This is a genomic window from Paenibacillus oryzae (genome assembly GCF_001675045.1).
In the GTDB taxonomy this organism is placed as follows: domain Bacteria; phylum Bacillota; class Bacilli; order Paenibacillales; family Paenibacillaceae; genus Pristimantibacillus; species Pristimantibacillus oryzae.
In genome coordinates, this window is the sequence record NZ_LYPA01000065.1 from 90,747 (window position 1) to 114,249 (window position 23,503).

At 48.7% G+C, this 23,503-nt stretch carries 22 protein-coding genes; 17 read left to right on the forward strand and 5 right to left on the reverse strand.

All coding sequences use genetic code 11. The features are described 5' to 3' along the window. Positions 1 to 52 precede the first annotated feature (52 nt). Positions 53 to 805 (reverse strand): helix-turn-helix domain-containing protein, encoded by a 753-nt coding sequence (locus tag A7K91_RS16430; RefSeq protein WP_068684660.1) that lies wholly within the window; start codon positions 803 to 805, stop codon positions 53 to 55. A 238-nt stretch (positions 806 to 1,043) separates the two neighbouring features. Here A7K91_RS16430 and A7K91_RS16435 point away from each other — a divergent pair, with 238 nt between their 5' ends. From A7K91_RS16435 to A7K91_RS16485, 11 genes are all read left to right on the forward strand, one after another. Next, the gene (locus tag A7K91_RS16435; RefSeq protein ID WP_068684661.1) at positions 1,044 to 2,165 is read left to right on the forward strand and encodes a BMP family ABC transporter substrate-binding protein; all 1,122 of its coding nucleotides are present in this window, start codon (positions 1,044 to 1,046) and stop codon (positions 2,163 to 2,165) included. Between the two features lie 144 nt (positions 2,166 to 2,309). Then, positions 2,310 to 3,863 (forward strand): ABC transporter ATP-binding protein, encoded by a 1,554-nt coding sequence (locus A7K91_RS16440; RefSeq protein ID WP_068684663.1) that lies wholly within the window; start codon positions 2,310 to 2,312, stop codon positions 3,861 to 3,863. Beyond that, positions 3,860 to 4,906 (forward strand): ABC transporter permease, encoded by a 1,047-nt coding sequence (locus A7K91_RS16445; RefSeq protein WP_068684665.1) that lies wholly within the window; start codon positions 3,860 to 3,862, stop codon positions 4,904 to 4,906. Before A7K91_RS16440 ends, A7K91_RS16445 begins: the two co-directional genes overlap by 4 nt. Next, positions 4,899 to 5,831, forward strand: a complete 933-nt coding sequence (locus A7K91_RS16450; protein WP_068684668.1) for an ABC transporter permease — start codon at positions 4,899 to 4,901, stop codon at positions 5,829 to 5,831. Before A7K91_RS16445 ends, A7K91_RS16450 begins: the two co-directional genes overlap by 8 nt. 9 nt (positions 5,832 to 5,840) lie before the next feature. Continuing rightward, on the forward strand, positions 5,841 to 6,797 hold the full coding sequence (locus tag A7K91_RS16455; protein WP_068684670.1) for a nucleoside hydrolase: 957 nt from the start codon (positions 5,841 to 5,843) through the stop codon (positions 6,795 to 6,797). 2 nt (positions 6,798 to 6,799) lie between these two features. Further along, positions 6,800 to 8,191 carry an ADP-ribosylglycohydrolase family protein gene (locus A7K91_RS16460; protein WP_068684672.1) on the forward strand — a complete coding sequence of 464 codons (1,392 nt, stop codon included), beginning with the start codon at positions 6,800 to 6,802 and terminating at the stop codon, positions 8,189 to 8,191. 364 nt (positions 8,192 to 8,555) lie between these two features. Further along, positions 8,556 to 10,058: a phytoene desaturase family protein gene (locus A7K91_RS16465; protein ID WP_068684675.1), complete on the forward strand. Its 1,503-nt coding sequence runs from the start codon at positions 8,556 to 8,558 to the stop codon at positions 10,056 to 10,058. After that, positions 10,045 to 10,599 carry a glycosyl-4,4'-diaponeurosporenoate acyltransferase CrtO family protein gene (locus A7K91_RS16470; RefSeq protein WP_245697574.1) on the forward strand — a complete coding sequence of 185 codons (555 nt, stop codon included), beginning with the start codon at positions 10,045 to 10,047 and terminating at the stop codon, positions 10,597 to 10,599. Before A7K91_RS16465 ends, A7K91_RS16470 begins: the two co-directional genes overlap by 14 nt. Continuing rightward, positions 10,596 to 11,711 (forward strand): glycosyltransferase family 2 protein, encoded by a 1,116-nt coding sequence (locus tag A7K91_RS16475; RefSeq protein ID WP_068684677.1) that lies wholly within the window; start codon positions 10,596 to 10,598, stop codon positions 11,709 to 11,711. The genes A7K91_RS16470 and A7K91_RS16475 overlap by 4 nt, the downstream gene beginning before the upstream one ends. Before the next feature lie 135 nt (positions 11,712 to 11,846). Continuing rightward, entirely contained in the window at positions 11,847 to 12,533 is a 687-nt protein-coding gene (locus A7K91_RS16480) for a cyclase family protein (protein ID WP_068684679.1), read from the forward strand. A 79-nt stretch (positions 12,534 to 12,612) separates the two neighbouring features. Further along, on the forward strand, positions 12,613 to 14,628 hold the full coding sequence (locus A7K91_RS16485; protein WP_068684680.1) for a beta propeller repeat protein: 2,016 nt from the start codon (positions 12,613 to 12,615) through the stop codon (positions 14,626 to 14,628). Between the two features lie 59 nt (positions 14,629 to 14,687). On the opposite strand, the gene A7K91_RS16490 is transcribed toward A7K91_RS16485, so the two are convergent. Next, positions 14,688 to 15,065, reverse strand: coding sequence for a MerR family transcriptional regulator (locus tag A7K91_RS16490; RefSeq protein ID WP_068684682.1), 378 nt, complete (start codon positions 15,063 to 15,065; stop codon positions 14,688 to 14,690). Between the two features lie 513 nt (positions 15,066 to 15,578). Here A7K91_RS16490 and A7K91_RS16495 point away from each other — a divergent pair. Next, on the forward strand, positions 15,579 to 16,550 hold the full coding sequence (locus tag A7K91_RS16495) for an aldo/keto reductase family protein (RefSeq protein WP_068684684.1): 972 nt from the start codon (positions 15,579 to 15,581) through the stop codon (positions 16,548 to 16,550). 187 nt (positions 16,551 to 16,737) lie between these two features. Here A7K91_RS16495 and A7K91_RS16500 read toward each other — a convergent pair whose 3' ends face one another. Further along, entirely contained in the window at positions 16,738 to 17,286 is a 549-nt protein-coding gene (locus A7K91_RS16500) for a glutathione peroxidase (protein WP_068684686.1), read from the reverse strand. Between the two features lie 205 nt (positions 17,287 to 17,491). Here A7K91_RS16500 and A7K91_RS16505 point away from each other — a divergent pair, with 205 nt between their 5' ends. Beyond that, positions 17,492 to 17,680 carry a MerR family DNA-binding transcriptional regulator gene (locus A7K91_RS16505; protein WP_068684688.1) on the forward strand — a complete coding sequence of 63 codons (189 nt, stop codon included), beginning with the start codon at positions 17,492 to 17,494 and terminating at the stop codon, positions 17,678 to 17,680. 129 nt (positions 17,681 to 17,809) lie between these two features. On the opposite strand, the gene A7K91_RS16510 is transcribed toward A7K91_RS16505, so the two are convergent. Further along, a complete protein-coding gene (locus A7K91_RS16510; protein WP_068684690.1) occupies positions 17,810 to 19,120 on the reverse strand; it encodes a GHKL domain-containing protein in 1,311 nt (436 codons plus the stop codon). A 115-nt stretch (positions 19,121 to 19,235) separates the two neighbouring features. Between A7K91_RS16510 and A7K91_RS16515 the strand changes: the two genes are divergently transcribed. The 4 genes from A7K91_RS16515 to A7K91_RS16530 all read left to right on the forward strand — a co-directional run bounded on the left by A7K91_RS16515 (position 19,236) and on the right by A7K91_RS16530 (position 22,640). Beyond that, on the forward strand, positions 19,236 to 19,919 hold the full coding sequence (locus tag A7K91_RS16515) for a response regulator transcription factor (RefSeq protein WP_068684691.1): 684 nt from the start codon (positions 19,236 to 19,238) through the stop codon (positions 19,917 to 19,919). 131 nt (positions 19,920 to 20,050) lie between these two features. Beyond that, a complete protein-coding gene (locus A7K91_RS16520; protein ID WP_068684693.1) occupies positions 20,051 to 20,974 on the forward strand; it encodes an ABC transporter ATP-binding protein in 924 nt (307 codons plus the stop codon). Then, positions 20,971 to 21,714 (forward strand): ABC transporter permease, encoded by a 744-nt coding sequence (locus A7K91_RS16525; RefSeq protein ID WP_068684695.1) that lies wholly within the window; start codon positions 20,971 to 20,973, stop codon positions 21,712 to 21,714. Before A7K91_RS16520 ends, A7K91_RS16525 begins: the two co-directional genes overlap by 4 nt. Next, positions 21,711 to 22,640, forward strand: coding sequence for a sensor histidine kinase (locus tag A7K91_RS16530; RefSeq protein WP_068684697.1), 930 nt, complete (start codon positions 21,711 to 21,713; stop codon positions 22,638 to 22,640). The genes A7K91_RS16525 and A7K91_RS16530 overlap by 4 nt, the downstream gene beginning before the upstream one ends. A 51-nt stretch (positions 22,641 to 22,691) precedes the next feature. Here the strand turns inward: A7K91_RS16530 and A7K91_RS16535 are convergent, their stop codons facing one another. Then, the gene (locus A7K91_RS16535; protein ID WP_068684699.1) at positions 22,692 to 23,489 is read right to left on the reverse strand and encodes a DUF4097 family beta strand repeat-containing protein; all 798 of its coding nucleotides are present in this window, start codon (positions 23,487 to 23,489) and stop codon (positions 22,692 to 22,694) included. Between the last annotated feature and the right edge of the window lie 14 nt (positions 23,490 to 23,503).

Consider the following 23,503-nt stretch of genomic DNA (forward strand, 5'->3'; position numbering starts at 1 on the left):
ATTGACTATTGGGCGGCCCCTTCTTTTTATCTCGAAGTCGTTCGAGCACGTCTTACAGCCGGCTGCCCTTCCGGTATGCTCTGGGCGTGCAGCCGATCTCGCGCTTGAAGATGCTGCAGAACTGGGCATCGGTTGCAAAGCCCGAGCTGGCTGCGATTTCAGAGATATGCATTTGCGTGTTGGCAAGCAGCAGCTTTGCATATTTTAACCTTTTTAGCAAAATATACTGAAGAGGAGCAATATCGTAGCGCTCCTTAAACAAGTGGCGAAAACGGTCATAGCTGTAACCTGACATGCCTGCCAGCATGTCTACGGTCAGCTTTTGCCTGTAGTGATCGTCCATATATTGCCGCACGTAGCTGATGCGATCCTCCGAAGGATGCGGAGTCTTGCGTCTTCCAACCAACTCCTGAACGCAAGGGAGCAGCTCGCCCAGCGAAGCATCCAGCAGGGAAGGCTCGATATTCCGCCGCAGGTAAAAAAGCTCCTTGATCCGCAGCAGCTGCTTCAGAATTGTTTTGTCTTCATCGTCGTTGTAGACGCCTCCGAGACCGTTTAAGGAAACCTCATGGGTCAAAAAACCGATGAACAATACTTCGCTTTCGAGCTGGTGAATCTCACTATGAATATGCCGTGATGGAATAACGGCGAAGGTGCGTTCGCTAAATAGATATTTGCGGCCGGCAATGACGGTTGAGCCGCCGCCCCGGACATAATAGACCAGCTCGTAACACTCGTGCTGATGAGGGGGGATGTTCGTATGGATCTCATGTATGTCATTAGACAGATACAGTAACCGGTTCACGTTAATCCTCCTGTAGCCGAATCGTATAAAAAGATGGCCGAATTGAGATAATTTTTTGATAGGTTATTTGATATGATCGTATCATCTCAAGTAACGGTATGGAAGTGCCTCTGGTCAGATATCCAAAAATTCCAATAATCTGGACAACAGGACATACCGGACAAGGGACGTAATCCATCAACGAAGCGGCAACGGGCGCACAAGCAGAAAAACATCAAACGAACGGGGGATTCACACAATGAAAAAAAGCATGTTGGCTGTCCTTATGACGGCAATGCTGCTGGTACTGGCAGCTTGCGGAAGCAACTCCGGCACGGGTACTAAAAACGAAAACACGGGCGGCGGTACTGACGGCGGGGACAAGCTTAAGGTTGTTCTTCTGATCGCGGGAACGCTTGGCGACAAGTCCTTTTTCGACGCGGCAAACAAAGGCCTGAACCTGGTGAAAACGGAACTGAATGCAGAAACAAAAGTTATCGAGATGGGAACCGACAAAACCAAATGGGAGCCAACCTACCAGGATATCGCGGCTCAGGATTGGGACATCATTATTTCCGGCGGTTCGGAAATTACGGAAATTTTCAACGCAACGGCTGAAATGTACCCGGACAAAAAGTTCATCAACTACGATACCGATATCGAGGAAGCGCCTGCCAATGTTTACGCAATGACGTATTCCACTAACGAGGTTTCCTTCCTTGCAGGCGCGGTAGCGGCGCTGGCGACCCAATCGGATCTGCCTAACGCAAATCCGGAAAACGTCATCGGCTTTGTGGGCGGCATGGACATTCCCGGCATTAACGCGTTCCTCGTAGGCTACATCCAAGGCGCGCAATATGTTGATCCTAATATCAAGGTAGCTGTTTCGTATGCGGGCGACTTTGTGAACCCGGCTAAAGGCAAGGAGCTGTCCCTTATTCAATACAACTCTGGCGTAGACGTTATTTTTAACGTAGCTGGCGCAACCGGACTTGGCATCTTTGAAGCGGCGAAGGAAAAAACGCGTTATGCAATCGGCGTTGACTCCGACCAAGGCGCTCTCATTCAGGAAACGGATAAAGACAAAGCTAATCTGATCATCACATCCGCCATTAAAAAGATCGACACGGCCATTCTTGGCGCTGTCAAAAAAACACAAGAAGGCACGCTTCAGTTCGGAACTCGCCAAGTCATGAGCTTCGATCAAGACGGCGTGGGCATTGCTGAAAATGATATCTACAAATCCACCTTCTCCGAAGATATGCAGAAGCAAATCGAGGATATCAAGCAAAAGCTTGCCAAAAAAGAAATCAAAGTAGATAACGCTATGGGCATGGAAACGTCGCAGGTTGAAGCGATCCGCAACGCGGTTAAGCCTTAAGCTGCCATTAAGACTCACATTAAAAGCAGACTTTTTGAACAACCACTTACAGTTGGCTCCTTCCCCCCGGCTCTCCGGGGGGAGTGCCAACTGTCTCTGTCTTGAGGCTGCTGCAGGCGATAAAAGGTAAGGAGCTGGAATGAGATGACCAGTCAGCTGCTCGAAATGAAAAATATAACGAAGGTGTATCCTAACGGGGTTGTGGCCAATCAAAAGGTGCAATTTTCACTTTCGGAGGGTGAAATTCATGCTATCGTAGGCGAAAACGGGGCTGGAAAATCAACGCTGATGAAAATGATGTTTGGCATGGAAGCGCCAAGCGAAGGCGAGATTTTTTTGCGAGGCGAACCTCTGAAGCTGACGTCGCCGCAGGATGCGATTGACAAGGGCATCGGGATGGTCCATCAGCACTTTATGCTGGTGCCCTCTTTTACGGTTGCTGAAAATATGGTGCTTGGCATGGAGCCGAAAAAAGGTGTTGGCATCAATTATAGCGAAGCGGTGCGCATGACCGAGGAAATGAGCAAAAAATACAACCTCCATGTGAATCCAAAAGCCAAGGTTGAGGACCTTAGCGTCGGCATGAAGCAAAAAATCGAAATTTTGAAGGCATTGCTTCGCGGCGCCAAAATTCTTATTTTGGACGAGCCAACCGCTGTTTTGACGCCGCAGGAAACCGAAGAGCTGTTCCGGGAGCTGAAGCAGCTGAAGGAGCAGGGGCATACCATCGTATTTATTTCCCATAAGCTCAAGGAAGTCAAAGCCATTTGCGACCGGATCACGATTATGCGCGCAGGCAAAAGCGAAGGCGTTTTCTTGACCAGGGATGTGTCGGAGCAGGACATTTCCAAGCTGATGGTGGGCCGCGACGTTGTGCTCAAATACGATAAAATAAGCAAGCCGTACGGATCTGATATTTTGTCCGTCAACGAACTTTCACTGTCGGATGAAACGGGCAAGGCGCTGCTGGAAAACGTGGCCTTCAAGGTGCGGAGCGGAGAAATCGTAGGGATCGCCGGCGTAGAGGGGAACGGACAAACCCAGCTTGTTGAAGCCTTGACGGGCCGTCTGTCTGTACGCAGGGGAAGCATCGCGGTTAAAGGAACAGTTATTCAAGGGTATGATATCGGGAGGATTCGATCACTTGGCGTTTCCTATATACCGGAGGACCGGATGCGCCAGGGAGCTGCCAAGGAAGCCAGCATTTCCGACAATCTGATTTCGACGCAATACCGTTCAAAGGAAATGAACAGCGGCCTCTTCCTTAAAGGAAAAACCATCGGCAAGCTGGCGGCAAAGCTGATTGAGGATTTCCGCGTTCGCTGCTCCGGTCCGGCCCAGCCGATCGGCATGCTGTCGGGCGGCAATATGCAGAAGGTTGTTGTAGCCCGGGAGTGCTCAACCTCGCCGGACCTGCTTATCGCTGAGCAGCCGACGCGCGGCGTTGATGTTGGCGCTGCCCAATTCATCCACCAGAAGCTTATTGAGCTGCGCGATAACGGAAGCGGCGTTTTGCTGATTTCGGCGGATTTAAACGAGATTCTGGAGTTAAGCGACAGCTTGCTCGTTATGTATGAAGGCCAAATCGTTGCATATCTGGAGGAGCCGTCGAAGGTTACCGAGGAAGAGCTCGGTTTGTACATGCTGGGGCTTCAGCGTCAGGACGACGGACAGATCAGGAGGGCCGTAGAGTCATGAAGGTAAAATATTTTGAAGTTGTGCGAACGGCAGCGGTCATTTTGATTGCCCTGTTTCTAGCCTTTATTATTATTTCCCTGGTCAGCGAGCAGCCGCTGGAAAGCATCCGCATTTTTTTGTGGGAGCCGCTTAACACCAAAGGCCATATCGGCAATGTGATCGAAATGGCGATTCCGCTTATGTTTACCGGTCTGGCCGTTTCTCTTTTGTTTAAGGCGAATTTGTTTAACCTGGGCGCGGAAGGGTTGTTTTATTTCTCGGGCGTTATAGCGGCAACGCTGGCTATCCACCTGACGCTGAACAGCTTTATGCATCCCTTTGTCGCTATTTTGGCCGGCTCGCTGGTCGGGGCCTTGCTCTCCGCCATACCCGGCATATTGAAGGCGAAGTGGAATGTCAACGAGCTGGTCAGCTCGCTTATGTTCAACAATATTTTGTTCGGCATCGGATTGTATATTCTCAATTACAAGCTTCGCGACGCTCAGGCGTTTGCGGCCGTTTCCTTCAAGTTCGAGCAGACGGCGATGCTGACCAAGCTGCTTCCCGGCACCCGGATTCATACGGGGCTGATTATCGTGCTGGTCCTTATTGTGGCCGCCCATTTCTTTTTGTACAAGACAAAATGGGGTTATGAAATCCGCATGACGGGAGCCAATCGGGAGTTTGCCCAATATTCCGGCATGAAAACGGCCAAGGTCATTATCCTCGTTCATTTGATCGCCGGCTTTATCGCAGGCATGGGCGGCTCTGTTGAGGTGCTTGGCATGTACAGCCGCTTTCAATGGTCTGCGCTTCCCGGCTACGGCCTGGACGGCGCTTTAGTGGCGATGCTGGCCAAAAATAATCCCTTCTCCGTCATCGGAGCCGCTTTATTCCTGGCTTACATCCGGATCGGAGCCGACCAGATGGCTCGTTTCTCCGATGTGCCTGCCGAAATGATTTCGATCGTTCAGGCCATCATCATTTTGCTCATTTCGGCGGAGCAGTTCCTGAAGTTCTGGAAAAACCGGATGCTGCTGAAGGAGGCACAGCGCAATGTCTAGCTTATTCGATGTTATTTTTACAACGGAGTTTGCTTTTTCGGTGCTACGGGTTACGACACCGATTCTGTTCGCTGCATTGGGCGCGCTCATCTCCAACCGGGCGGGCATTATCAACATCGGCCTGGAGGGCATCATGCTGGTAGCCGCGCTTACGGGCGTTATCGCCAGCGCCTATACGGGCAGCGCGTGGCTCGGTTTGACCGGTGCGGTTATGGCTGGCACGCTGATAGCGGGCGTCCTCGCTTTTTTTACGCTGAAATTCAAAACCCATATCATTCTCGGCGGCGTGGCCATCAATATGTTCGCCTCCGGCGGAACGGTATTTATCCTTTATTTGCTGTCAGGAGACAAAGGTTCCTCAACCTCTCTCCCCAGCAAGGTTTTGCCGACGCTCGATATCCCGCTGCTTAAGGATATCCCGGTGCTGGGTCCTATTTTGTCCGGCCATAACGTTTTGACCTATATGTCCATCCTGGCCGTGTTTGTTGTTTATTATCTTCTAAAAAGAACGCCGCTTGGCCTGCGCATCCGCTCGGTCGGAGAAAATCCGCAAGCTGCCCAGTCCGTTGGCGTAAGCGTTGTGAAGGTGCAGTATACGGCGCTCCTGCTGAGCGGCTTTTTTGCAGGGCTTGGCGGAGCTTATATGTCGATGGGATACCTGTCGCTCTTTACGCGGGACATGATTGCGGGACGGGGCTGGATCGCCATAGCCGCGGAATCCATGGGACGAAGCACAACGGTTGGCACAACGCTCACCTCGCTTTTATTCGGCACGGCGGATGCCTTGGCCAATGCGCTGCAAGTGCTCAAAATTCCGGCTGAGCTGATCGGCACCTTGCCATATGTAACGACCGTCATTGGTCTTGTTATCTATGCGGTAAGCGAATCACGCATGCGGGGCAAAAAGCTCAAGGAGAAGGGATGATAGAGGGATATGACTAAACCAATTATTATAGACTGCGATCCCGGACATGACGACGCCATTGCCATTTTGCTGGCGCTGGCCAATCCTCAGCATTTGGAGGTTAAAGCCATCACGACGGTTGGCGGCAACCAGGTGCTGGACAAAATTACGGACAATGCGCTGAAGCTGCTTAGCTTTATCGATGCCGACATTCCGGTCGCCAAAGGCGCCGCCGGTCCGCTTCTGGGACAGCTTGTTACAGGTGAGGAAGCACATGGCGATTCCGGCATGGACGGCCCGGACCTCCCGCCTTCACGGTTTAAGCCGGTGGAAAAACATGCGATTGAATTAATGGCGGACATTATCCGGTCGTCGGACAAAAAAATTACGCTTGTGCCGATTGGCCCCCTGACTAATATCGCATTGCTGCTTAGAGCTTTTCCGGATGTTGCAGCCAATATTGAGGAGATATCGCTGATGGGCGGAGGAATCGGCTATGGAAATGTAACGTCCACAGCCGAATTTAACATTTATGTCGATCCCGAGGCGGCGCGCATCGTTTATGAATCCGGTATTCCCATTACGATGAGCGGACTGGACGTAACGGATAAAGCGCCTATTTTCCAGGATGAAATCAAGGCGCTAAAGGAGCGCGGCGAGGTATCGCATATGGTGGGCGAGCTGCTGGACTTCTATTCCATTTACAGCCGCAAGCTGGGCTACGAGGGAAGCTCCCTGCACGACCCTTGCGCGATCGGCTGGCTGCTGCGCCCGGATTTGTTCACGGGTCAATGCTATCATGTCGAGATTGAAACAAGCGGCAGAGCAACAAGAGGCATGACGGTAGCCGACCGCCGCAAGGTAACGGAAGGGGTTAACAATGTAAGGGTGCTGACGGACGTTAATCGGGATGCTTTTATGGAGCTGATCTTCGACGCGCTCGACTTCCACGACCGTAATGCGGCGGCCCGGAAAGCGAAGGTTTGACAATGGCGGGTTGGGACAAGCTATCTGAAATTATCCGTTTTGAAATCATTCAACGGGGCGAAGAGGGCTGCAATACAGAAGGTTTTTCACAAAAGCTGGCGGCGGCAGGGGACGATGAGACTGCGCTGCTGGATATCTATAACGAATTGTGTTCGCTGGAGGTTAGAGCAGACTTCCCTTATCGGGAGCCTTCTGATTTGGAAGCTATTCGGGAGCTGCGTCCCGAGGGCCCGAGAACGCTGGCGGCAGATTGGACCGACGAGCAGTGGAAGGATAAGTTTTACGGCGCTTGGCTTGGCCGCTCCGTGGGCTGCGCGCTTGGCAAGCCGCTGGAGTTCCAGCCTTATCTGTACGGGCAGGACGGCCGCCCTGGCTGGGAAAACATCGAGCTTTGGTTTCGCGGCGCGGGAGCATGGCCGATCAAGGGCTATACGCCTGGCGAATCCACGGCAAGAGAGCAATATGGTCTTGGACTGAATGATTGGTCCCCTATGAGCACAAGCGAAACCATCCAGTACATGGAAAGCGATGACGATATCCGCTATACCGTGCTGGGTCTGCTTCTGCTGGAGCAGAAGGGGCTGAATTTTGATTCCTGGGATATTGGCAAGCTGTGGCATAAGCATCTGACTTACAGCCAGGTGTGTACCGCTGAAACGCAATCCTATCTCAATTTTGCTCATGAAACCTCCCATCTGAACGGAGAAAAGCCTGCTGATTGGCCAACCCGCCAGGAACGTGTGCGTATGCATATGAACCCGTATCGCGAGTGGATCGGCGCACAAATCCGGGCGGACGGTCTGGCGTATGGCGTTGCTGGCCGGCCGGAACTTGCGGCAGAGCTTGGCTGGCGGGACGCCTCCTTCTCCCATGTCAAAAACGGCATTTATGGAGAAATGTTTGTTGCGGCAATGATTGCAGCTGCCTTCGTTGAGACTGACACTCGCAAAATCGTAGAAATAGGGCTCAGCGAAATTCCGTCCACCAGCCGCCTAGCTGCTGATGTTCGCAGGGCCGTGGACATTGCGGAAAAGGCCGGAAGCCAGCGCGAGCTGGTGAGTGCGATTTGGGATACGTACAAGCATTATGATGCTGTGCATACCAACAACAACGCAGCTTTGGTTGCCGCATCCCTCATTTACGGCGGCGACGATTTTGAAAAAGCGGTCGTTACATCCGTCTACGGCGGCATGGATACCGACTGCAACGGCGCGACAGTAGGCTCTATTATGGGCGCCAAGCTAGGCGCGGCGGCGCTGCCGAAATCCTGGACGGAGCCGCTGCACGACACGCTGTATGCCGAGGTGCACGGCTTCCATCCGATGGCGATATCGGAGGCGGCGCGCCGCAGCTACGAGGTATTCCGCAAGATCGAGCGCGAGTTGAAGCAATAAACCATTGCTTCTTTCAATAACTAAAACCACAAAGCTTGAAGTCCGTAAAGCTTGAAGCTTGAAGCCCGTCTTCAAAATAACACCCCGTATTTGCAATAATCGGTTGATGAAACTGATTATTGCAAGTGCGGGGTTTTTGTATTTAACAGCAGCAGTTACTATTTTCATTCTATTTTATTCGCGGGTATAAAAAAGAGGATTCATAGACAAGCTGTATTATAACTGCACTCTGGGATGCTCAGTTGCTATACAAATAGGCTGGAGGCAGAAAAAGAACCATTCCCACGGCGGACTCCTGCCTATAATCATTAGTTGAGCTTATATAGCTATGAAAATTTCCATTTTTTAAAAGGCGGTGTAAAGCTTGCGAACTACTAAACGTGTCATTGTCATTGGAGGCGGATTGGGAGGATTGTCGGCGGCGATCTCTCTGGCTCAAAGCGGATACAGCGTTTCCTTGTATGAAAGGAACCAGCATTTGGGAGGAAAGCTTAATCGGCTGGAGGAGAACGGATTCGGCTTTGACCTGGGCCCGTCCATTCTGACGATGCCTTTCCTGTTCGAAAAATTATTTGCCGGCAGCGGCAAAAATATGGCGGATTACGTATCCATCCAAAGGCTGTCGCATCAATGGCGTTCTTTCTTTCCCTGCGGTACACATATTGATCTGTATGAGAACCTGACAGATATGCAAGCGCGCAATTCTTCTTTGAATGAGCGCGATATTCAACAATACAAAAGCCTGCTGCAATATGCCAGAAGGCAATATGAGGCGACAGAGATAGGCTACTTTCGGCATGGAGCTGACAATACGAGAGAGATAACCAGATATAATGGGCTGTTAGGCGTTATCAGAGGTTTCGACTTGTTTTCGACCGTACATCGCGCCATCGAAAAGCGGATCAGCGACCCGCAGTTTCGTGACATGTTGTCCTATTTTGTCAAATACGTCGGTTCTTCGCCGTATGATGCTCCTGCGTTGCTAAATATGCTTGTTTATATGCAGCACGACCAGGGCTTATGGTACGTGCCCGGAGGTTTGCATCGCCTTGCGCTGGCGCTGGAGCGGCTTGCGCGCGAAGCGGGCGTCTCCATCCATAAAGGGCAGCGCATTGTATGTATACGCAAGGAGAATCGCGTTATCAAGGAGGCTGTGCTAGAGGACGGAACCATCTTGTCTGCCGATTATTACGTCTCCAATATGGAGGTCATTCCGTTCTATGAGCAATTGCTAGGGGAGGAAGAAGCATATATTCGCAAATTAAAGCGCCGGTACGAGCCTGCAAGCTCCGGCCTGGTCATGCATTTGGGCGTAAAAAAGAGCTATCCGCAGCTGGCGCATCATAATTTTTTCTTTGGCGCTCAGTTGAAGCAGTCGATGGACAGCATCTTTCACCGCTACGAGCTTCCGGAGGACCCGGTCATTTATCTGGTGAATGTGAATAAGACAGATCCGGAGCAAGCGCCTCCGGGCTGCGAAAATATAAAAGTGCTACCACATATTCCTTATATTCAGGATACGCCTCTGGAGGAGCGGGACTATGCGGCATTTGCTGAACGCGTCCTCGTAAAGCTGGAGAGGATGGGGATGAAGGATTTGCGCGCCAATCTGGTCTACAAGGACGTATGGACGCCTGAGGATATTAGACGCGTTTATGGCTCGGATCGTGGCGCAATCTACGGAACCTTGTCCGACCGCAAGAAAAACAAGGGCTTCAAGCATCCGAAGCAAAGCGAGCGGTACGATAATTTGTATTTTGTCGGGGGGACGGTTAATCCGGGTGCAGGCATGCCTATGGTTGTTCTGAGCGGCCAACTGGTACGTGACAAAATTGTGCAAAGGGATCAAGCCCGTGAACGCGCATGACGGCTTCATATCAGTTGCGATTCTGAAGTCTGTAATAGAGCCCGTTTTATTGAATATTGCAGCCTGGGCTTTTTTTCATGTATTAATTGCGCTGCTTTGTTTTGCCATTCCATTGGCTTTTTTTGTTAAGACCTACTCATGGTTCCGTATCTGGGGCTGGGAGCGGCAGGGAGAACTATGGAGCCGGTGGTTTCTCGTCAAGGGATGGAAGGGGCGGCTGCTTGATGGAAGCCTGATTCTGAAGAGAGGTTATGCCAAGCGGACGCTGCCTGGTACAAGCATGGAGGAATTGGGGATTTTTGCTGCGGAGACCAAGCGTGCAGAGCTGACGCATTGGCTTTCTATCCTGCCAGCGCCGCTGTTTTTTCTGTGGAACCCGGCATGGGCTGGCTGGGTAATGGTGCTGTATGCTGTGCTGTTTAACCTGCCCTTCATCGTAGCGCAACGCTATAATCGCGCGCGTATTGAACGAATTCTGAAACGGACAATAAAGGCTAAAGGGGAGCTAACTGCCATGAAGAATAAGCTTATTTACCCATGATACAGGTTATTGTTGGCCTTATCGGTCTGGCTGCAGGCACGATGATGTTCTGGTCCTTGCCCGTGCCTTCGCGGCTGTCGCACAGGGGCGAGGAGTTGCCATTGCTATCAATCGTTATTCCGGCGCGCAACGAGGAAGGGAGAATCAAGCCGCTGCTGGATTCCTTGCAGCTGCAGTATCGGCATGTACGCGATTTCGAGGTTATTGTCGTAGACGACCATTCCACCGATCGGACAGCAGACATCGCCCGAGCGTATGGCGCGGAGGTCCTCTCCCCCATGCCTGGCCGCAACGGCTTCGGAAAATCCGCAGCATGCTGGCAAGGCGCCCAGCATGCAAAGGGGGAGTGGCTGCTCTTCCTGGATGCTGATACCTTTTTTGTCGAGCCTGACAGTTTGCTGCGTCTGCTTAATGCTTATCAAAAGGAAGGGGCCCGCGGTATTTTTTCCCTGCAGCCCTACCATATCGTCGGACAGGCATATGAGCAGCTGTCAGCCATTTTCAACATTATTGTTATTGCGGGGATGAACGTATTTACGCCCGCTGGCCAACGCTTGAGGCCTGCCGGTTCATTCGGTCCTTGCCTGTTATGCAATCGGGATGACTATATGCTCGCGGGCGGGCATGGCTTGATTCAGGAGGCTATTATGGACGATTTGGCTCTTGGGCAAGCCTTTTTGGCCGAGGGCCTGCCGGTTCGCTGTTTTGGCGGGAAGTCCATTATTTGCTTTCGTATGTATCCGGAGGGACTGCGCACTCTTGTTCAGGGCTGGTGCAAAAGCTTTGCGCTTGGCTCCAAGGCAACTCATCCTCTAGTCATGCTAATGAGCATCCTGTGGATTTCCGGCAGCTTCGCCAGCTTAAACTCATTGGTCGCTGCCAGCATTGGCGGGGCTATTTTTCCCATTCTTGTAAGTTCGGCATTGTACGGGCTCTACACGGTGCAAACGCTGCGGTTTGCCAGCCGCTGCGGCAATTTCAACGGGTGCATTTTTGCGGTTCATCCGCTGTTGTTTTTGTTTTTTATCGTTCTGTTCGCCTATTCCCTATTCCGGATACACATCATGCGATCTGTATACTGGAGGGGAAGGAGAATTAAAAGTGACGCCTGATACGTACAGCTTCTACAACTCAGAAAGGTAGCAGCTCTATTAAATGCTTAAGCTATCTGGTACCATATTCCAGAGAGGACTAAACAAGTATGGAAAAAGGATATCTTTTGATCTCTAAAATTTAGGAGCACATTTATGAAAAAATACGTTGAAATTGCTTATCCGATTTATGAAGGAATGCCTGTGTATCCAGGATTGCCAGAAGTGAAGCTGGAGCCAAGAGAGAGATTGGACAAGGGAGATGACTGGAACGGAAGCGTATTGAGCATCTATCTCCATGCCGGCACTCATGTTGATGCTCCATGGCATCATATGAACAATGGTAAAGGAATCGATGCCATCCCGATTGAGGATTTTATCTATAAAAGGCCATTATTAATTGATTGTCCGCTTGGCCCAAACGGCTTCATCACGGTTGAAAAACTGATGGAATATAAGGACTTGCATGATGCGGATATTTTGATATTCAATACAGGTTATTGGCAATACCGGGAAACGGATTTCGAAAAATACGGAAATCATTTTCCAGCCGTTTCACCAGAAGCTGCAGAATTTATCCGTAAAAAGCTGCCCAAATGCAAAGCAGTAGCCATCGACACGTTAAGCATAGAAAATTTGACTGAAGCCAAAAGCAATGGATATTTTGTCCATCATGCATTTTTGGATCATGAAAGGTACGAAGAACCGACAATGCTCATATATGAGGATATAAACCCGGCTCCATTGATTGGGAAAAAGCTTATTTCTGCTTTTACAGCACCGCTTCGCATTAAAAATCACGATGCTTCTATTGTTAATATCATTGTTGAAATTGAAGAATAGGCTCGTATATGAATCTATTGATCTATCGGACTAATTAGGAAAACCCTTCAGAAAAACATGCTAGGAAAGGTTGAACTTCATGTACAGAAAAATTACGATTATGCTCGTTGCAGCTTTATGTTTAATGATCGCAGTTCCTTTTCAGACCTTGCAGGCAAAGCAGCAAAATAAAATTTCCTTCCAAAGTAAATCCACATTTTTCGGAAGTCATTTGCAGGATGTTATTTACGCCAATGGCCAATATGTTGCGGTCGGCGAAGACGGGACTATTCTTCATTCAAAAAATGGCATGGATTGGGCATTCGCAAAAAGCGGGGTAAAAGGGATGCTGCAAGCTATTGCCTATGGCAATGGCCTTTTTGTTGCAGTTGGCGATGATCAGACGGTTCTAACCTCGAAGGACGGAGTGGCCTGGAAAAAGCAGAAGTTTACGCTAAGCAGCAAAACGGTATCTATTTTAAAAGGCAGCAGCTATGTTCCGGAATTTGACCAGGATTATATAACAACCAGCACAAGCATCATCTGGGATGGCAAACAATTTGTGATGCATACGGAATTTTCTAATTATTACCTGGAGGATTCTAATAGAATTTCTCAAACAAAGCTTCCTCTCATTTCGACCTCTCTCGATGGCGTCACTTGGTCGACTGCTCAAATCAGCGATTACTTGTTTGACTCCGCAAGAAAATTGAAATACATAAAGGGAGTATATTATTTATTTTCGGATGAGACGATTTTTACTAGCAAAAATCTGAAAAGTTGGACTGAACTGCCGCTAGAAAGCGTTCAGGACGCAGCAATTGGGCCCAAAGGATACGTGCTTGGCATCGCAATGCGCGAAGGCCCATATCCTCATGCAGGCAGCATGCTTGTTACGGGAATTCAGTCCAACGTCGACATTGGCAAAGCGAAAAAAGTGATAGATTTTGGCATAGATGGAGTTCGCTCCGTTGATTATATGAATGGCTCCTATGTGATGTCGATGTTTGATGGAGCCATTGCTGTATCGTCTAATGGCACGGCCTGGACGCTTTCATATCCTTTTGCAGGCTCGGGAGATTCAGACTCTCAACTAGCTCTTTCTCAAACCTCCAATCGAACGAAGCTGAACAAAACGATTTGGGATGGAAAGCAGTACATCACGGTCGGGGATTATGGCACTATCCTGTATTCATCGGACCTGAAGGATTTTGATAAGGCCAGCATTAAAGATGTGGCTATGATTGCGGGAGGCAATCTGAAGGGCATCAAGTATGAAAAGGGTCTTTATTTTACTTATGGAACCAATGGGAATTTGTTTGTGTCGAGTGATGGAACCAAATGGAGTTCTTTTCAATCTACAGATACAGACGGAGCAGTCAACCGGATTTCAAGCAGTGATACGATTGAAGATGCCGCTTTTAACGGCAAGGATTTTGCGCTGATTACCTTCTATAAGTACAATGCCATCAATTTTTCGGCAGAAGCCGTTTATTATCCGGAGTCGGGCAGCCTCCAACATTCTCCACTGGAGGCGTTTAACGTCCCGTATGATGTCAAATGGAAGGGGGGCAGCATAGTTGCCCGATTCAAGGATGGGAATGTCCATACTTTTGATACGGCAACCGGCAAATGGAGCACATCCGGCACAAGCAAAGGCCAACGGCTGGATAACTCTGTTTTAAAGGCAAGCGGAAACGGAATTACCGTCAAATCGAAAGAATTAAGCGGCAGCAATACAGCCAGCTCAACCGATTTAAGCAAGGAGGAACTCGTGAAGTCGAATTGGTTAATCGGCTTGAGCTATCTGGATGGGAAAAACAAGTGGAAGGAAGCCCAATATACGCTGTATTCCGCTTATGAGCTGGCCCGGGGCAAATACGTCTTGCAGATGGATCACGTACACTCCGGCAACTTTAGAATCAATGCCTTGATATATGGCAACAAGGAGTTTGTGGCTGTAGGCTCGGGCGGCTTAATCATACAGTCCAAGGACGGCAAAAGCTGGACACGGCTAGAGTCCGGAACTTACCAGAACTTAAACGGCGTTTTGTGGGACGGAAAACAATATTACATTGTTGGCGACCGAGGTGTCTTCCTGACCTACACCCCATAACAAAGGCTTACAATGAAGCGTGCATAGCAGGCTGACAGCGGTTCATTACTTGGTATCAATTACTTGGTATCAATATGAAAGATGCCAATTTCATTGTAATGCTCCAGCTTGTAGTTGATGGTGCCTAGACTGCAATTCAGTACTTCAATTTGCTTCAGAATGCTGCTGCGGTGCTGCTCAAGCATCTCTCTTCGCTGCTCGCTGGTTGACGAGCCTTCCAGGCATAACAGCATAAAGGCTTTAATGTCATCCAGCGACATGCCGCTGTCCTTGAGGCAACAGACCAGCTCCAGCCAGCAGATGTCCATTTCCGAATATTTGCGCGTGCCGTATTCCGTTTTTTTCAAGAGAGGCATTAAACCGCTTTTATCATAATAGCGCAGCGTGGAAGCCGGCAAATTCGTCCGTGCCGCAACTTGCTTGATTGAATAGTCCATGAGTAACTCCCTTTCTTAATGAAAAGCGCTGCTTTAAAAATAATTGGCCCCTGAAGCTTGACTTAAAGTTAACTTTAACAATTATGCTTAAAGGGAGCAATAGAGCGTTTTCACTTTTTGAACCACCACATCAAAATGAAGTTCAAAAAGTTCGCTTTCCAGTACCAAGAAAATGGCATGAAGCTAGAAATCGAGGACCGGAGCGTAGTGGAAGCTACGAGAGGACCGGAGATTTCGGCTGAATGCCATATTCGCCGCCGGCCAAGACGCTAGTCATGCTCCGTAATGGGAAGCGTACTTTTTGAACAACCTCATCAAAATGAAGTTCAAAAAGTTCGCTTTCCAGTACCAAGAAGATGGGATGAAGCTAGAAACTGAGTAGCGGAGCTTAGTGGGAGCTAAGTGAGCAACGGAAGTTTCGGCTGAATGCCATATTCGCCGCCGGCCATGCCGCTAGGCATGTTCCGTAATGGGAAGTGGACTTTTTGAACAACCTCTAAAGGAGTGAAGGATTTGAAATACAGAAAATTGGGCAAAAGCGGACTTAAGGTGAGCGAAATTGGATTGGGGAGCTGGCTGACCTACGGCTCGGCAACGTCCGAGGAGGATGCGAAGGCTTGCATCGTCAAGGCGTATGATTTGGGCATAAATTTTTTTGATACGTCCAACTCCTATCCAGGAGCCGAAGCGGTGATGGGGGGCGCGCTCAAAGAATACCCACGCAGCAGCTATGTGCTGGCAACAAAGCTGTTTTTCCCGCAGGGACCAGGGCCTAATGATCGCGGGCTGTCGCGCAAGCACATTATGGAGCAATGCGAAGCCAGCTTGAAGCGGCTTGGCACGGATTATATCGACCTTTACCAATGCCACCGGTTTGATAACGAAACGCCAATCGACGAAACCTTGCGGGCGTTGGATGATTTGCAGGCGCAAGGTAAAATTTTGTATAGCGGCGTCAGCGAGTGGTCCGCGGCGCAAATTGCAGAAGCATCGGGAATCAGCCAACGCTTGAATTTGCGTCCGCTTGTTTCCAATCAGCCGATTTACAATATGTTTGAGCGTTACATTGAAAAAGAAGGCGTTATTGGACAATGCCAGCAGGAGGGGCTAGGGCTGGTTGTATTTTCTCCGTTGGCTCAGGGGGTATTGACCGGGAAATATAAGCCGGGTCAAGGCATTCCGGCAGGCACGCGGGCAGCCAATGACCAAACCAATTGGGTCATTAACAGCTATTTGCGCGAGGATGTGCTGAACTGCACGGCGGAGCTGTCGGAGCTGGCGGCGGAGCTTGGAACAACCTTGTCCCAGTTTGCGCTGGCCTGGATCCTGCGTCAGCCTGCTGTAAGCTCTGCCATTATCGGGTCCAGCCGTCCGGCTCAAGTTGAAGAAAACAGCAAAGCCATTGATTTGGTTCTCTCGCCAGAGACACTGGAGCGGACGGAGGCTATTCTCTCCAAAATTAGCCACTTTGCGCCGATGAGGTAAACAGTACCAATGAGGTAACAGTTCCAATGAGGTAAACTCTACCAAAGAGATAAATTTCGCAAATAAAGTTGCTTGTGCGAACGGGATAATTCCCGTCAAGGAGCAAATAAAAGCAGCCGCGTTCTGATTGTAAGTCAGATTTTGCGGCTGTTTTTTTGTTCTTTCGTATAAAATTTTACATGTTCTGTTATAGAAGCGCTTCGATACCGGACTGAATTTCGTCTATTGATGCAATCGGCTCAAAGCGTTGGACAACACGTCCTTCGCCATCAATAAGAAATTTGGTGAAATTCCATTTAATCGCATCGCCATGCAGCCATTCCGGCGTGTTATCGGAGATCATCAGCTTGAGCAGCTTGGCCTGTACATCGGATTCATCGAAACCGGCAAAGGGGCCGGCCTGCTTCAGAAAATCAAACAACGGATGTGCGGTATTGCCGTTTACATCAATTTTGGCAAACATCGGGAACTTGACGCCGTAATTGAGCTGGCAAAAGGCAGCGGCTTCTTCGCTGCTTCCAGGCTCCTGCTTTGCAAATTGGTTGCAAGGAAATCCGATAACGTGCAATCCTTGCTCCTTGTAGCGATCATACAGCTTTTGCAGATCATCAAATTGATGGGTATATTTGCATTTGCTTGCCGTATTGACGATCAGGACGGGTTTTCCTTCAAATTGATAGAGAGGAAAACGCTCCCCTCCGGGTTTGGTCACTGTAAAATCGTAGATGGTTGCCATAATAATGTGTGCACCTCGCATGTGTAAGTGGGTTGGGCATGTCCAAAGTTTTGGTCTTTGGTAATTTATTATATATGAAATGAAGTAAGATTGTCTTGTTTAGCTCACTTCTTCTTATTAGTGCTTGCGCCTCACGCAGCGTTAGGCAATAAAATAGAAAAAGGAAACCATTTCCTTAATTTTTTCGCTTGGGAGGATGTTATTCGTGAACAATGAAGAAAAATTGTCAGTAGGACAATTATCGCAGAAAACGGGACTATCCATTCGAACTTTGCATTATTATGAGGAGCAAGGATTTGCAGAGGCATCTCCTTTCACACCGGAAGAAGAGGAATGGTTAAACGCAGCCATAGAGCATGTCATGTCAAAACGTATTGCGGAAGAAACGCGGTGAGAATAGCATAACTCAGTAGTTCATGATAGACAAGATGATGTGTTAAGGCAGTCATCCGTTAAGCAAGTAGGGGCTCTCTTTTCGGATAGCCCCTTTTTACGGATGCATTCCCTTTTATCGTATACTACACTACAGTGTGATCTTAACCGTTACCATTTCATCATTGTAGCTGAAATGGATTTCGCCCCGGTATTTTTCCACCGTTCTGGTGACGATGGTTAAGCCGTTGCCGCGCAGCGCGTGTTGGTTTTCCTTCGTCGTATATCCCTGCTGGAAAATACTTTTTTGGTCCTTTGCCGAAATAAAAGCCGGATTTTCAACAGCAAGCCTGTATTTGGAGCCTAGCTTTTTACAAATCACTTTGATTTGCTTGGGTTGATCACCCATATAATGCTCCGTAGCTTCAATTGCGTTATCCAGCAAATTGGAAAATATTTTGACCAAATCCATCGTTTCAATCCGGTTATAATCATTAGGCTCCGTTTCGAATAAGAGCTCGATATTTTTGGATTGGGCCAGCTGCCACTTGCTGTTGAAGAGAATAAGCAAAACAGGATTTCCAACGCGCAAGGAAAGGTCCAGCGTTTTCGCGTCATATTTCAGCTGCGACATATAATCGGCTGCTTTGTCATACATTTTCAGGCTAATTAACCCGTTTACGACTTGAAAATGGTTCATCAAATCATGCCGGCCGGACTTGATGGCGGAGATCACCTTTTCCAGCTCGGATATATACATCGTTTCGGATTCCTTCAGGTCTCGCTTGAGGCTGGATTTATACCATCTGTGAAGCATGAAAATAATGAGCAATAGGAGGATAATAAAGATGACGTCCAGGAAAAATACCTCTTTATTGCTTTTTACAACTTGCTTGGAAATATTGTCTAATTCACTGACATCAATGTCGATTCCCAAAACGCCCATCGGCTGCCCGGTGTTATCGGAAAAGGGCACGCCTACCGACATATAAATGCCATGCGTCTCGTCGACCAGCACTTCCGTATAATAAGAGCCGCCTTTTTTGGCTTGAATCACTTGCTTGCCTGGCACCGTGCAGGGGTAGCCATAGGGGAGATCGGCTACGCCTTCCGGCAAGGAGGCTATAGTAATTTTGGCTACGTCGGTTTCATCCAGCTCTAGCGTATAGACGTACAGGGCGTTGATGGAATGACGATAGGTTTCCAAATATCGCTTGATTTCTTCCCGGTTTTGACCTGAGTCGGGGTCTTGCATAAACTGCGCGTAGGCTTCCTTGTCCAGTTCCTTGGCGATATTTTCGGCAATAGCGGTATATTGCTTTGCAATTGTAATTTGCGTGGCTTGCTGAGTAGAGATATAGGTCAGAAAAAGCTTGATAAACGTAAGCGCCAAAAGCGCCAAACAAGCAACGATTAAAAATAATGCAATTTTTCTTTTGTAACGATCATGCTGTATTTTCATTGCACATATCCCTTTTCATAGACTGCTAAATTATATAACATATGATACATGCAAAATAGTTGGATGAATAGCTTTCGTTTTTCTTAAAATGTTATCGACCAGGAGGGCGATAAGGATGGCGTTTAATCTGTTGGTCGTTGAAGACGACCAGGACATTAGCAGGCTGTTGTGCAAGCTGCTCCACAAACAAGGCTATGAGGCTGAACCAGCGTATTCCGGCAGCGAGGCCCGCTTGCTTTTGAACATGAAAGCTTATGATTTGGTTCTTCTGGATTTGATGCTGCCCGGAATGTCGGGTGAGCAATTAATCAAGGAGATTCGCGAGCGCTCCTTTGTGCCTGTTATCGTTATTTCTGCCAAAACGGCTGTGAAGGAAAAAGTTGATATCATCAAAAGCGGGGCCGATGATTACATAACGAAGCCTTTTGATAAAGAAGAAGTGCTGGCACGTGTTGAGGCTCAGCTTAGACGGCGCAATAACGGCGGCTTTTCCAATGCCGGAGAACAGCTAAGCTATCATCATTTATCCCTCGACCTCGCTGCCCGCAGCGCCGCCGTTAATGGGAAGCCGCTGCAATTAACGGCCAAGGAGTTTGAGCTGCTTGCTATTCTGGTACGCTCGCCGGGAAAAGTGTTTACACGCGAGGATTTATATCAGGCAGTCTGGAACGAAAGATATGCGGTGGAGGACAACACCATTAATGTACATATTAGCAATCTGAGAAACAAGCTTTCCAGATTGGAGCCGGAGCGAGCCTATATTGATACAGTATGGGGAATCGGTTTTAAAATGGCATAGCTTTTAAAATGACGTAGCTTAAAAAGCTGGTTTTGCATACGCACTTTACACTTTCTTTAAGTTTCCTTACGCTTTGTTAAAGACTTCCTGCCGGCCGATCCGATAAAGTGAAGGCAAGAGGTGATTCTATTATGTCAACTATTGAAATTATGGCTGCAAAAGCATTGTCCAAATCGTATCGCTCCTTTACCGCGCTTCATCCAGCCGACCTGTCCATCGCCAGAGGCGAAATTTTGGGTCTTGTCGGAAAAAACGGCGCAGGTAAAACGACATTGCTGAAATTAATTACCGGGCAAGCTTTGACTGATGCGGGGGAATTAAAGCTGTTTTCGGCAACAACGGCGCAGGGATTGCGTCAGGCCAGGCAGCGAATCGGCGCAATCGTGGAAACGCCTTGTTTTTATCGGGATATGACCGCATTGCAAAATCTGGAATATTACCGGATTCAGCGAGGCATTCCCGGCAAGGAAGCGCCTCAAAACGCTTTGCTGGAGGTTGGTTTGGAGCAAACCGGCGCAAAAAAATTTAAGGACTTTTCGTTAGGGATGAAGCAGCGGCTTGGCCTTGCTCTTGCTTTAATGAATCATCCCGATTTTCTGGTGCTGGATGAGCCGCTTAACGGTCTCGACCCTGTGGGAATAGTGGAAATTCGGGAGCTGCTATTGAAATTAAACCGGGAGAAACACATCACTATGTTAATATCCTGCCACGTGCTGGCGGAGCTTCAGCATCTGGCGACAACGTATGCCTTTATCGATGAGGGGAAAATTGTAAAAAAAATGACGGCCAAGCAGCTTGAGGAGGCCTGTAGTCCGTTTCTGCGTCTTGTGGCTGATGAGGAAGCGCGTGCGGTTGTTGTACTAGAGCGGCAAATCAAAGGGATTTCCTTCAGTGTCCAGCCCGATAAATCTATTCATATTTTCAATATGCACGGCAGAGCGGATGAAATTGTGCGAGTGCTTGCCGACCATTCAATTTCTGTTCATGGCTTAGAATCTAAGCGATCCAGTCTGGAGGATTATTTTTTAACTCTGATTGGAGGGAGCTCAAAATGATGAATTATTTGAAAAGCGAATTGTACCGTCTATCGCGAAAAAAATCAATGTATCTCTTTTTAAGCCTTTGTCTGCTCGTGCCATTAATGATGACCATTATGACCTTGTCAGCTAACTCGGAGAATTATACAAATACTCAATTTGTATTCAGATTTGCGCAAAACGCCTGGAGCATCCTCATTTTTATTACTCCCATCATGGTAAGTTTAATTCAAATGGACGATTTTTCAGACGGTACTTTTAAAAATATGATTTCATTTGGATTATCGCGTAAAACTATTTTTATAAGCAAATGGCTATTGTCGGTGTTGTTTTTAATTGTAGCCGGGTTATTGACTTATCTTACACTGACGATTAGCGTATTTACGTTGCTGCCTAATACCGGAAGCGGCAGCTACGCGTCGTTTAATGCTTCAATGCTCGGTGTGCTGCCGCTTGTGCTGGCAGCTGTAACGGTATCACATTGTATTTGCTTCTTGTCAGGGAAAATCATGATGCATGCCCTCGTTTATATTTTTCTTATGGTGCTATTGCCCGAATTTTATTATATGTATGCCAATATCGAGCCCGTTTTAATAGCTTTTGTTAACAAAGTCCCGTTGTTTCCTTTTGCCGCTCTTAATGATAAGCTTTGGCAGCAGCAGAACGGATACCTCCTCTGCTGGGCGTTAGGGCTTGTGTATATGTTTGCAGCGTTTTTGCTCAGCTATAGACAGGTAGAGGTTAAAGAATTCAAATGATTCCAGAAAGGGGCGTGACAGGAATGGCTGCCGCCTTATTCGCCGGAGCGGCGCTCCTGTTCGCCGCTTTATACTTCATGCTCCGAAGATCGCTTAAGCATGCAGTCAAGCAGCTTCGCGAGCTTCAGCCTGATCCTCAGACCAATCGACAGCTTCGTTTCCATTACCCGGACAAACATCTGGAGGAATTGCTGGAGGAAGTGAACCGACTGCTTGCTTCCAGACAATCGGAACGGATCTTGCACGAACGGAAGGAAGAGCAAATTCGCAAGCAAATCGCCGACATTACGCATGACTTGAGAACGCCGCTGACATCGATGCTGGGCTATATCGAGCTTCTGCGTGAGGAAGGGATACATGCCGAGGAGTCTGCTGATTATTTGAACGTGGTGAAAAAACGCTGCGAGGCTTTGCGCGCGTTGATTGCCGGCTTCTATGATTTGTCGCGGATTGAAACGGGAGATTATCCCGTGCTGATGCAGCGAGTAGACCTGCAGCTTTTGCTGAAGCGCGTTTTGGCTGATTTTTATACCGATTTTGTAGCCGGGGGGTTTAATGTCAAGGTTGACCTTCAGGAAACCAGTCATTATATAATGGCGGATGAAGAAGTCGTAACGCGTATCTATATGAACCTTCTGCAAAATGTAGTGAAGCACGGTCAAAATAAATTGCATGTGTTTCAGGGGATGAAGGACGGCGTTTGGGTGACGGTGATTTCTAACGAAACCGCCGTCCTTCAGCCGGAGGACGTTCCTTATTTGTTTGAGCGCGCCTACACATCCAACAGGGAACGCAGCGGCCAGAATACAGGACTAGGCCTTGCCGTAGTCAAAGGCTTGGTACAGCAGATGGGCTATGACGTCTCTGCCCAATACACCGCTCCCCTGTTTACGATTTGTTTGCATTGGCAAAACCGCTTAAGCTAGGACGTGTCTCAAAAGCCGTTCGTGGTCAACTCGTACCGACTCTCAGAGGATTCAGACACGCCCTAAAGGCTGTAAATGGACATGGCCGCCGCGAATTCCTATACGGATCGGGCTGCCTCCGCTTTGATAAAGCACACGTTTTTTGTCCTGTTTGATCCCATCAGAAGCATAAGCATGCGTAAATCTCCCCGAATAGGCAGCAATCAGCGCTTCAAAACCAGCATCGTCTGGTAATGCAATCACCGATTTGGCGGCGGTCGAATGTAGCTTGGCGCTTTCCGGCATTGTCAGGCATGTCAGGTGCAGGCTTCTTCCCGTTACGCCTGCATCGAAATGGCGGAACTGCCCCGACAGATCTGTTTTGGTTGAAACTGAACGGTAGTTTAGCTTAGTTGCCTCCAGTTGGCTGCCGCTAATAGTGGAGCCTGTAGCAGAAAGCTCCAGCTCATCAGCCTTACCGGATAATACCGCGCTTCCAGTTGTGAGGGTGCATTGGCAATGAAGGACGTTTAGATGCTCCGCAAGCAGCTTGCTTCCTGTCAACACAATCGTTATTGAATGGAGCTGCCTGGCGGGCAGCGTGATTTCCAATCGGGTGCGGCCCACATTAAAACCAAGCGGGAAGCCCTTTTTCCTTCCGTCTGCAATAGTCAAGCGGTTACCGGCTACAGACAGCCTCATAAGCTTTTGCTCTCCCAAAAGAGTATCCGCCCACTGGCGCACGCAGATGTTTTCATCCTCGCTTGGCAGCAACGCCACATTTCCCGTCAACCAGTTCAGATTGAGGTCTGTTACAGGCTCTTTAATTACCATTTCCTTGAAAAGTCCATTCCGGGCTGTTGTTGTCATTCCATCTCGCTCCC